Source organism: Actinoplanes palleronii (assembly GCF_016862315.1).
GTDB classification, from domain to species: domain Bacteria; phylum Actinomycetota; class Actinomycetes; order Mycobacteriales; family Micromonosporaceae; genus Actinoplanes; species Actinoplanes palleronii.
Window position 1 is genome coordinate 1 of record NZ_BOMS01000054.1, and the last position, 10,610, is coordinate 10,610.

The 10,610-nt window shown below is 71.9% G+C and carries 8 protein-coding genes; 6 read left to right on the forward strand and 2 right to left on the reverse strand.

The annotated features are described in order from the left end of the window. Positions 1–129: 129 nt before the first annotated feature. Positions 130–1,599, reverse strand: coding sequence for a PucR family transcriptional regulator (locus Apa02nite_RS20725; RefSeq protein ID WP_203826432.1), 1,470 nt, complete (start codon positions 1,597–1,599; stop codon positions 130–132). A gap of 111 nt (positions 1,600–1,710) precedes the next feature. On the opposite strand from Apa02nite_RS20725, the gene Apa02nite_RS20730 reads away from it, so the two are divergent. The 5 genes from Apa02nite_RS20730 to Apa02nite_RS20750 are packed head-to-tail and all read left to right on the forward strand — an operon-like array spanning position 1,711 to position 6,933. Further along, entirely contained in the window at positions 1,711–3,078 is a 1,368-nt protein-coding gene (locus tag Apa02nite_RS20730) for an aldehyde dehydrogenase family protein (protein WP_239164438.1), read from the forward strand. Continuing rightward, the gene (locus tag Apa02nite_RS20735; protein ID WP_203826433.1) at positions 3,075–4,091 is read left to right on the forward strand and encodes an ABC transporter ATP-binding protein; all 1,017 of its coding nucleotides are present in this window, start codon (positions 3,075–3,077) and stop codon (positions 4,089–4,091) included. The genes Apa02nite_RS20730 and Apa02nite_RS20735 overlap by 4 nt, the downstream gene beginning before the upstream one ends. 10 nt (positions 4,092–4,101) lie before the next feature. Then, positions 4,102–5,283, forward strand: coding sequence for an ABC transporter substrate-binding protein (locus Apa02nite_RS20740; protein ID WP_203826434.1), 1,182 nt, complete (start codon positions 4,102–4,104; stop codon positions 5,281–5,283). Position 5,284: 1 nt separating this feature from the next. Beyond that, complete coding sequence (locus Apa02nite_RS20745; protein ID WP_203826435.1) at positions 5,285–6,121, forward strand: ABC transporter permease; 837 nt, start codon at positions 5,285–5,287, stop codon at positions 6,119–6,121. Next, positions 6,118–6,933: an ABC transporter permease gene (locus tag Apa02nite_RS20750; protein ID WP_239164439.1), complete on the forward strand. Its 816-nt coding sequence runs from the start codon at positions 6,118–6,120 to the stop codon at positions 6,931–6,933. Before Apa02nite_RS20745 ends, Apa02nite_RS20750 begins: the two co-directional genes overlap by 4 nt. Before the next feature lie 5 nt (positions 6,934–6,938). Here the strand turns inward: Apa02nite_RS20750 and Apa02nite_RS20755 are convergent, their stop codons facing one another. Continuing rightward, the gene (locus Apa02nite_RS20755; RefSeq protein WP_067696810.1) at positions 6,939–7,475 is read right to left on the reverse strand and encodes a hypothetical protein; all 537 of its coding nucleotides are present in this window, start codon (positions 7,473–7,475) and stop codon (positions 6,939–6,941) included. Between the two features lie 230 nt (positions 7,476–7,705). Here Apa02nite_RS20755 and Apa02nite_RS20760 point away from each other — a divergent pair, with 230 nt between their 5' ends. After that, entirely contained in the window at positions 7,706–10,147 is a 2,442-nt protein-coding gene (locus Apa02nite_RS20760) for a HelD family protein (RefSeq protein ID WP_203826436.1), read from the forward strand. Positions 10,148–10,610 lie beyond the last annotated feature (463 nt).

The following is a 10,610-nucleotide window of genomic DNA, read 5'->3' on the forward strand; positions in this document are numbered from 1 at the left end:
AGCGCGCCTCCGGGCTTTGGCTGGTCCTCAGGGGTGTCTCCGCGCCGCGGAGACACCCCTGAGGACCAGCCCGGGTCTTGCCCGCGCCGCGGTCCGGAGGGGTTGCGGTCTCGCGGGCGGTCCGGGTGGTCAGTCGGTGTCGAGACGGGTGGCGGCCAGGGCCAGCCACAGCTGGACCCGGTCGGCGGTGCCGGCCAGCGAGCGCCCGGTCAGTTTCTCGATCTGTTCCATCCGGTACCGGACCGTGTTGCGGTGCACGATCAGCCGTTCCGCGACCGCGGCCACCGACCCGTTCGTGTCCAGATAGGCCCGCAGCGTCTCGACCAGCGACCCGCCGTGCTCGGCGTCGAAGAGCCGCAGCGGCCGCAGCACGTCCCGGGCCAGGTCCCGCAGCGGCACGTCCTCACTGGCCAGCAGCAGCCCGGACAGGCTCATCTGCTCGCGTTCGTTGATCCCGGCCCCGCGGGTCATCGCCTCGTGCGCCTCGTAGTAGCTCCACCGCAGCCCGGTCATCCCGGTGTACCAGCCGCCGACGCCGACCCGGGCCGGGTCGCCGTGCCGGCTCAGGTGGGCGTGCAGCAGCATCGCCACGTCCCGGGCCGGCTGTCCCGGTTCGAGCACCGCGATCAGGCAGTCCTCGACGACAGCGGTGGTCGCGCCGGTCAGCGGGGGAGCGCCGAGCAGCCGCCGCCCGTCGGCCGCGGCCACGCTCGCCACCAGCAGCGCGTGCTCGTCGGTGGCGCGGATACCGAACGGCGCCAGCCGCCGTTCCGCTTCCGGCCCGCCGATCAGGCCACGGACCAGGTCTTCCAGGACCTGTCCGGCGAGGCGGCGTTTGCCGGCGAGTTCGGCCCGGCGGCGGGCCAGTTCCAGACCGACGAGCGAGACCGCGTACGGCAGGACGTCCGCCGATCGTCGCGGCCGCCGGCAGCAGAGGTACGCCTCCACGGTGTCCTCGACCGTGATCGGCAGGATCGACGTCTGATCCCGCCGGCCGGCGGCAGGGCTGCGCGCCGCGAAGAGGATCTGCTCCACCGGCCACGCCGCGCTCGACGGTGCGGTGGCGAGCATCCCGCCGTAGACGTCGAGGACCATCGCGGGCGCGCCGAGGATCTGGTGCAGCGACTCGATCAGCGCGCCCAGCCCGCGTCCGGACAGCAGCGACTTGGCCAGGGTGTCGTGCTCGTCGAGCAGGTCGGCAAACCGGCCGTACTGCGCTTCGAGGATCCGGTCGGCGACGAACCGGTCGACCGCGATGAACGGCGTCTCGTACGGGATCTCCAGCACCGGCAGCCCGTGCACCCGCGCCTCGGCGAGCGTCCCGCCCGGGATCCGGTCGTGGCTCAGCCCGATGCCGAAGCCCAGCCCGGCGGCCCGGCCCTCGGCGACCCGGGCGACGAACTCGCGCTGGGCCCGCACCGTCCGCTGGCTCAGCCCGGTGGTCAGCACCAGCTCACCGCCGGACAGGAACGGCCGGGGGTCGGCCAGCTCGGTCACCGCCACCCATCGGACCGGCCGGTTCAGCGCCGCGAGCGCGCCGTCGACCAGCCGCAAGCTCAGGTCGGGGTCGGCGAGCACATCGGCCAGACGCAGCGTCATCCCGGGACTGTACGGCTGCACAACGCCGTCGCGTAAGGACTGGACCGGCGTCCATTTACCACCGCCCATGTCTGCCCCTACGGTGACCGGAACGTAGCGGGAGGTTCACAGGTGTTACAGGTTCCGGCACGGATCGGCGGGCGCCCGGTGAGCGCCGCCGAGTGGATCGAGGTGCGCAGCCCGTACGACGGCGCCCCGGTCGGCCGGGTGCCCGCACTGACCGCCGCGCACGTCGACGAGGCCTGCGCGGCCGCCGCCGCGGTCCTGGCCCGCCGTGACTTCCCGCAGTACGCCCGGGCCGAGGTGCTCGAGCGCGCCGCCGAGATGCTCGCCGAGCGGGCCGAGGAGTTCGCGGTCACCGTCGCCCGGGAGGCGGGCACGCCGATCGTGGACGCCCGCGCCGAGGCGGCCCGGTGCGCGGACACCTTCCGGTTCGCCGCGGCCGAGGCGCGCACGCTGACCGGCGAGATGGTCCCGATGGACGCGTCGCGGAGCGGCCCGGGCCGGCTCGGCCTGACGGTCCGGCACCCGGCCGGTGTGGTCGCCGCGATCACCCCGGTCGCCTTCCCGCTGAACCTGGTCGCGCACCGGCTCGGCCCGGCGGTCGCGGCCGGCTGCCCGGTGGTGCTCAAGCCGGCCGAGCTCACCCCGATCTCGGCGATCCGGCTGGTCGATCTGCTGGTCGAGGCGGGCCTGCCGGGTGACTGGATCTCGGTGGTCACCGGCACCGGCCCGGCGACCGGGATGCCACTCGTCGAGCACCCGGTCCCGGCCGTGGTGTCGTTCACCGGCAGCGTGCCGGTGGGCCGCCGGATCCAGCGGGTCGCGGCCGGCAAGCGGGTGCTGCTGGAGCTCGGCTCGAACGCCCCGGTGCTGATCGAGCCGGGCGCCGACCTGGCGCGCGCGGTCGCCGCGATCCGGCGCGGCGGTTTCGCGTACGCCGGTCAGGTCTGCGTCTCCACCCAGCGGGTGCTGGCCCACCGCGCGGTCTACCCCGAGGTGCTCGCGCTGCTCCGGGACGCGGTGTCGACGCTGCGGCTCGGTGACCCGCTCGACGAGTGCACCGAGGTGGGCCCGTTGATCTCGGGGGCCGCCACCGGCCGGGTCGCCGACTGGCTGGCCGCGGCCCGCGAGGCCGGCGCGGACGTGCACGGCGGCGAACGGCGCGACGCGCTGCTCACCCCGGCGGTGGTCACCGACCCGCCCCGGGAACTGGACGTGTACCGCCGCGAGGTGTTCGGGCCGGTCGTGACGGTCACGCCGTACGCGAAAATCGACGACGGCATCGCGCTGGCCAACGACAGTGACCACCGCCTGCAGGCCGGGATCTTCACCCCGGACCTGGCCGCGGCCCTGCGCGCGGCGAACGACCTGCGCTTCGACGGCGTGCTGATCAACGACGTGCCGGCGTTCCGCGCCGACCGGCAGCCGGACGTCTCCGACCTGACCGCATCGAGATTCGTGAGTGTGAATGCGTGAACGCGATCAAGCTGACCGGGCTGCGCAAGTCGTTCGGCACCGTCGAGGCGGTGGCCGGCGTCGATCTGGAGATCGCCGACGGCGAGTTCTTCTCGATGCTGGGCCCGTCCGGTTCCGGCAAGACCACCGTGCTCCGGATGATCGCCGGCTTCGAGCTGCCCACCGCCGGCACGGTCGAGCTCGGCGGCCGCGACGTCACCCGGCTGGCGCCGTTCGAGCGGGACGTGAACACGGTCTTCCAGGACTACGCGCTGTTCCCGCACCTGAGCGTGCAGGAGAACGTCGAGTACGGCCTCAAGGTCCGCAAGGTGCCGCGCAAGGAACGCCGGGAGCGCGCCGAGCAGGCCCTCGCGTCGGTCCGGCTGACCGATTTCGGCAGGCGCCGCCCGGCAGCCATGTCCGGTGGCCAGCGGCAGCGGGTGGCGCTGGCCCGGGCGCTGGTCAACCGGCCCAAGGTGCTGCTGCTCGACGAGCCGCTCGGCGCGCTCGACCTCAAGCTGCGCGAGCAGATGCAGGTCGAGCTGAAGGCGATCCAGCGCGAGGTCGGCATCACGTTCGTGTTCGTGACGCACGACCAGGACGAGGCGCTGACCATGAGCGACCGGGTCGCGGTCTTCGACGGCGGGAAGATCGTGCAGGTCGGCAGCCCGGAGGAGGTCTACGAGCGACCGGCGAGCGCGTTCGTGGCCGGCTTCGTCGGCACCTCCAACGTCTTCACCGGCGAGGTGGCCAAGGCGCTCTTCGACCGCGCGGGCACTTTTTCGGTACGACCGGAGAAGATCGCGTTCGACGGTGACGCCGGCGCACCCGGTGTGGTCGCCGAGGTGATCTACGCGGGTGCGGTGACCCGCTACGTGGTGGACCTGGAAGCCGGTGCCCGGGTGGTCGTGGTCGAGCAGAACCGCCACGGTTCCCCGGGCACCGGGCTGCGGGGGCAGCGGGTCCGGCTCAGCTGGCACGACGAGCACGTGATCGAGATCCCGGAGCGAAAGGAACCCTCAGATGGGGCATAACGGCAGGTGGATGACGGCGGTACTGGCCGCGGGTGTGCTCACCCTGGCCGCGTGCGGCGGCGGTTCCGACCAGGGCAGCGGTTCCGGCCCGGGCGGGCTCGCCGTCCCGAAGATCGACAAGCTGGCCGCGCTCGGCGCCGGCGAGGGCTCGGTCAACATCGTCTCGTGGGCCGGGTACGTCGAGGACGGCACTACCGGCAAGACCGTCGACTGGGTGACGCCGTTCGAGAAGGACACCGGCTGCCAGGTCAACAACAAGGTCGCGGCCACCTCGGACGAGATGGTCACGCTGATGAAGACCGGCGACTACGACGTGGTCTCGGCCTCCGGCGACGCGTCGCTGCGGCTGATCTACGGCGGTGACGTGGCGCCGGTGAACACCGACCTGATCACCAACTACAAGGACATCTTCGACGGGCTGAAGAACAAGCAGTGGAACTCGGTCGACGGGGCCGCCTACGGCGTGCCGCACGGCCGGGGCGCGAACGTGCTGATGTACCGCACCGACACGGTCACCCCGGCGCCCACCTCGTGGGGTGCGGTGTTCGACGCGAACTCGCCGTACAAGGGCAAGATCACCGCGTACGACTCGCCGATCTACATCGCCGACGCCGCGCTCTACCTGATGAAGACCCAGCCCGACCTGGGGATCAAGAACCCGTACGCCCTGGACGACAAGCAGTTCGAGGCGTCCGTGGCGCTGCTCAAGGAGCAGAACAAGAACATCGGCGAGTACTGGTCGGACTACACCAAAGAGGTGCAGGCCTTCAAGTCCGGCAACTCGGTGATCGGTACGTCCTGGCAGGTCATCGCGAACCTGGCGAAGGCCGACAAGGCCCCGGTCGAGTCGGTGCTACCCAGCGAGGGCGCGACCGGCTGGTCGGACACCTGGATGATCTCGTCGAAGGCCAAGCACCCCAACTGCGGCTACCAGTGGATGGACTACATCGTCTCGCCGAAGGCGAACGCCCAGGTCGCCGAGTGGTTCGGTGAGGCGCCGTCGAACAAGCTCGCGTGTGAGCAGACCACCGACAAGCAGCACTGCACGACGTTCCACGCCGACGACGAGTCCTACTTCGACCAGGTCTGGTACTGGACCACCCCGCTCGCGCAGTGCGTCGACGGGCGGACCGACGTGACCTGCAAGGACTACTCGGCCTGGACCCAGGCCTGGACGACGATCAAGGGCTGAGATGAGTTTCCTGCACCGGCATCCCCGCCTGCGCCTTGCGGCCCTGCTCTCCGCACCCCTGCTGTGGCTGGTCGTCGCGTATCTCGGCGCGCTCGCGGTGCTGCTGGTGTCGGCCTTCTGGACGGTGAACGGCTTCACCGGCGAGATGGTCCGGACGTTCTCCCTGGCGAACTTCCGGACCATCCTCACCGAACAGGTGTACCGCAACGTCACCCTGCGCAGCCTGGGGGTGGCGGCCTCGGTCACGGTCATCTGCGTGCTGCTGGCGGTACCGATGGCGTTCTTCATGGCCAAGGTCGCCCGGCCACGGTCCCGGCACTGGCTGGTGATCGCGATCCTCACCCCGCTCTGGGCGTCCTACCTGGTCAAGGCGTACGCCTGGCGGGTGCTGCTGGCCAACGGGGGACCGATCGAGTCGGTGTTCGGCGCGACCCCGGGCTACGGGCTGTTCGCGACGATCCTGGTGCTGTCCTACCTGTGGCTGCCGTACATGATCCTGCCGATCTACGCCGGGCTGGAACGCCTCCCGGACTCGCTGCTGGAGGCGTCCGGTGACCTCGGCGCCCGCGCCGGTCGGACGTTCCGGTCGGTGGTGCTGCCGATGCTGATCCCGTCGGTGTTCGCCGGCTCGATCTTCACGTTCTCGTTGTCACTGGGTGACTACATCACCGTGCAGATCGTCGGCGGCAAGTCGCAGCTGATCGGCAACCTGGTCTACGCGAACATCGGCGCGGCCAACAACCTGCCGTTCGCCGCCGCGATCGCCACCGTCCCGGTGCTCATCATGGTGATCTATCTGGTCGCGGTCCGCCGCTCCGGCGCTCTGGAGGAGTTGTGACGCTGTCCGGATCGGCGCGCTGGGCGCTGCGCCTGTTCATGGCGGTCGGGCTGACCTTCATCTACGTGCCGCTGCTGCTGGTGCTGGTGAACTCGTTCAACGGCGACCGGACGTTCGCGTGGCCGCCGCGCGACCTGACCACCCGCTGGTGGTCGGCGGCGTGGGAGAACGAGGGTGCCCGTCAGGCCCTGCTCACCTCGGTGCAGGCCGGCCTCGCCGCGACCGCGATCGCGCTGGTGCTCGGCACCCTGGTGGCGTTCGCGGTGCAGCGGTTCGCGTTCTTCGGCCGGGACACGCTGTCGTTGCTGATCGTGCTGCCGATCGCGCTGCCCGGGATCGTCACCGGCATCGCGCTGGACAGCGCCTGGCGGTCGGTGATGGGTGACCTCGGGATCGGCAAGGGGCTGTTCTCGGTGGTGGTCGGGCACGCGACGTTCTGCGTGGTCACGGTGTACAACAACGTGCTGGCGCGGCTGCGCCGCACCGGAACCAACCTCGAGGACGCTTCGGCCGATCTCGGCGCGTCCGGGTTTCAGACATTCCGGTACGTCACTTTCCCGCTGATCCGGTCGGCGTTGCTGGCCGGCGGGCTGCTGGCGTTCGCCCTGAGTTTCGACGAGATCATCGTGACCACGTTCACCGCAGGCCCGGGCGTGACGACGCTACCCATCTGGATTTTCAACAACCTGTTCCGCCCGAACCAGGCGCCGGTGGTGAACGTGGTCGCCGCGGTGCTGATCGTGCTCTCGGTGGTCCCGGTCTGGCTGGCCCAGCGCCTCGCCGGCCCCGAAGCCGGCGCCAGCCGCACCTGACCGGTTCAGTCGTGGACCAGGTGCGGGTCGTCCTCGTGGTCGGTGGCGCGGGCGGCGCAGAGGAAGGCGCCGCCGACCGCGAACGCGCCCAGCACCGACAGCGAGATCTGCTGCTGGTGGTCGACCTGCCGCTGGTAGACCTCCGGCGTGACCAGGACGACCCGGTCATGGTCGTTGAGGGCGTACTGCCCGTCCGCGGTCATCTCCGGGTTGCCCTCGAGCGCGACGAACGCCAGCACGATCGACAGCCAGAACCCGAAGAAGACCAGCCCGGCCGCGATCGCCGCCCAGACCGGCACGTGCGGCGGCACCCAGGACGCCAGACTCCACAGCCGTCGCGGCTGCTGTGTCCGGTAGGCGCGCCGGTTCGCCAGGATCCCGGCGGCGAACCCGGGCACGGTCATCAGCGCCGCGATCCCCACCGCCACCACCGAGTGAACCGGCCGATGCCCCAGGGCGAGCGCCACCACCAGCCCACCCGACCACAACACCCCGGCCCCGCACAGCGCGCTGTACCAGAGCAGCCCCCGATTAGACCTCATCCCCGAAAACGCTAGTGCCCGCCCACCGCCCGCGGGCCACTTTCCCGCGCACCCACCCAGCTGTCCCGGTCCCGGCGCTCCGGCGGAGAAAGCGAAAAGCGCGCCGGCTGACCGGCGCGCTGAAAGGGCATGGCTCAACCACCCACGCGCTGATACGCTAGGCAATTGTCACTGCCTCAAGGGCAGTAAGGCCGAAAAACCCATAATCAGATTAAACCCTGGAGGCCCGGGTGTCAAGTCTGTCAAGTCTCGCCGAGGAACAATCCCAGCTCAGCGTGATCTACCGCCGCCTCGACGAACTCCGCGCCCAGCTCCGCGCCCGTCTCGCCGAGACGCAGCACCACGCCGGTGGCACCCCCGAGGCCCGCTCCCAGCGCGACGCCGCCTCCTACCGGTACGCCGAGCGTCTCGCCCAGTACGAGGCCGTCGAACAGGGCCTCTGCTTCGGCCGCCTCGACCTGCGCGACGGCGACCGCCTGCGGATCGGCCGGATCGGCATCCACGACAGCGACCACCCGCTGCTCGTCGACTGGCGGGCCCCGGCCGCCCGCCCGTTCTACGTGGCGACCGCGATCACCCCGCACGACGTCACGCGGCGCCGCCACATCCGCACCCGGGACCGCACCGTCGTGGAACTCGACGACGAGATCCTCGACCTGGCCGCCGCCACCGACCGTTCCCTGGTCGGCGAGGCGGCCCTGCTCGCCGCGCTGGCCGCGAACCGCACCGGCCGGATGCGCGACATCGTCGAGACCATCCAGGCCGAACAGGACGGGGTGATCCGTTCCGAGCCCGGTGGTGTGCTGGTCGTCCAGGGTGGCCCGGGCACCGGCAAGACCGCGGTCGCGCTGCACCGCGCCGCGTACCTGCTCTACACGTACCGGGAGCAGCTCGCCGCCCGTGGCGTCCTGATCGTCGGTCCGAACGCCACCTTCCTGCGCTACATCTCCCAGGTCCTCCCGTCGCTCGCCGAAACCGGCGTCCTGCTGGCCACCCCGGGCGACCTCTTCCCGGGGATCACCGCGCGCCGGCCGGAACCCCCGGACGTCGCGGAGATCAAGGGCCGGTCCGTGATGACCGCGTTCCTGGCCGCCGCCGTCCGCGACCGCCAGCGGGTCCCCGGCCACCCGCGGGAGATCGAGGTCGACCGGCACGTCCTGCACCTGACCGCGGCGAACTGCGAACCGGCCCGGCAACGCGCCCGCGCCTCCGGTCTCCGCCACAACCTGGCCCGCCCGATCTTCACGGCCGGCGTCCTCGACGCGCTCGCCGCCCAGGTCGCCGACCGGATCGGCGCCGACCCGTTCTGGGACGACCCGCTCGGCGAGGCCGACGCGCTCACCTCTCCGAACCTCCTCGACGCCACCGACCTGGCCGACATCCGCTCCGACCTCGCCGCCAACCCGTCGGTCCAGGCCGCCCTCCACTCCCTGTGGCCCCTGCTCACCCCCTTCCAACTGCTGACTGATCTGTACGCCTCACCCGGCGCCCTGGCCCGCGCCGCCGCGCCCCCGGCCCTCAGCACCGACCCGCCCACCCCGGTGAGCCAGGCGCCCGCGCAGCCGCTGCTCACTCCCGCCGAGTGCCGCCTGCTCCACCGTGACCCCGGTGGTGGCTGGTCGCCCGCCGACGTGCCACTGCTCGACGAGGCCGCCGAACTCCTCGGCGAGGACGACCGCGTGGCCCGCGTCGCCGCCGCCCGTGACCTGGCGCGACGCCTCGCCTACGCGCAGGGCGTCCTGGACATCACGGCCGGTTCGAAGTCCTACGAACTGGAGGACGACGACGAAGCCGCGATCCCGAACATCGCCGACGTCATGGAGGCCGACATGCTCGCCGAACGCCTGGAGGAGCGCGAGTTCCGGTCCACCGCCGAGCGCGCCGCCGCCGACCGGGACTGGGTCTTCGGCCACGTGATCGTCGACGAGGCGCAGGAACTCTCCCCGATGGCCTGGCGCCTGCTGATGCGTCGTTGCCCGAGCCGCTCGATGACGGTCGTCGGCGACCTCGCCCAGTCCGGTGCCCTGGGCGCGCCGAAGAGCTGGTCGGATGTGCTCACCGACTACGTCGCCGACCGCTGGCGACTGGCCGAGCTCACGGTCAGCTACCGCACCCCGGCCGAGATCATGGAGTACACCCGGCGGGTCCTGGCCACTGCCGACCCGGCGATCACCCCGCCCCGCCCGGTCCGGTCGACGGGAGTGGACCCGTGGGAGGCGACCGGCACGATGGCCGACCTGGTCGCGCGGGTGTCGTACGAAATAGGCTCGGTGAGCGACGGCCGCCTCGCGGTGATCGCCCCCGCCGGCCACCGCACCGCCCTGTCCGCGGCCCTGCCCGAGCTGACCGCGGGCCTGCCTCCGGACCTGGAGGCCCGGCCCGAACTGACCACCGGCCTGTCGCCGGACCTGGAGGCCCGGCCCGAACTGACCACCGGCCTGTTGCCGGACCTGGAGGCCCGGCCCGAACTGACCACCGGTCTGTTGCCGGACCTGGAGGCCCGGGCCGTGCTGCTCACCGTCGCCCAGGCCAAAGGCCTGGAGTTCGACACCGTCGTGGTCGTCGACCCGGACCGCATCCGGACCGACTCCCCGCGCGGCGCCAACGATCTGTACGTCGCCCTGACCCGCCCCACCCAACGCCTCGGCGTCTTCACCCTGCTCCCCAGCTGACCACCAGCTGGCTGGCGCGTCGGGCAGTGGCGTGGCTCGGGCGTCAGGGCCCGCTGCGCCAGCGGCGGTGGGCGGACGGCTGAGGGCTGGCCAGGCGGGGCAGCGGCCGGCAACGGCCCGCTGCCCCACTCGCGCCCGCGCTCGCGCCCGGCCGTCCCGCGAGGTGGGCGCTGGTCCCAGCAGATGGGGAACCGTCTGGCCCGCGAGGGCATCCCGGCCCGGGCGGTGGCGCGGGTGGCCGGCTCCCGGCGAGTACACGGGCCGTGCGCTCGCGGCCGGGGTGTAACCGGCCCCGGCCGGGGGTGAACACGGTGTCTGCCCGGGGAGCGTCGAGCACGATGATCGCCGTCTGGTCGCCCCTCGATCACCCTGTGGCCGGCGAGGGTGCACATGCCCGCTCGGATGTGTCTGTCACTGCTGGGCAGGGCGGTGCGAGTCCGCGATGCCAGATCGCGTGCGGCTA

What these genes read in the sequence shown, in the direction of transcription:
- Apa02nite_RS20725 (WP_203826432.1), bottom strand. Translation starts at nt 1,599, where the DNA reads ATGACGCTGCGTCTGGCCGATGTGCTCGCCGACCCCGACCTGAGCTTG.
- Apa02nite_RS20740 (WP_203826434.1), top strand. Translation starts at nt 4,102, where the DNA reads ATGACGGCGGTACTGGCCGCGGGTGTGCTCACCCTGGCCGCGTGCGGC.
- Apa02nite_RS20745 (WP_203826435.1), top strand. Translation starts at nt 5,285, where the DNA reads ATGAGTTTCCTGCACCGGCATCCCCGCCTGCGCCTTGCGGCCCTGCTC.
- Apa02nite_RS20755 (WP_067696810.1), bottom strand. Translation starts at nt 7,475, where the DNA reads ATGAGGTCTAATCGGGGGCTGCTCTGGTACAGCGCGCTGTGCGGGGCC.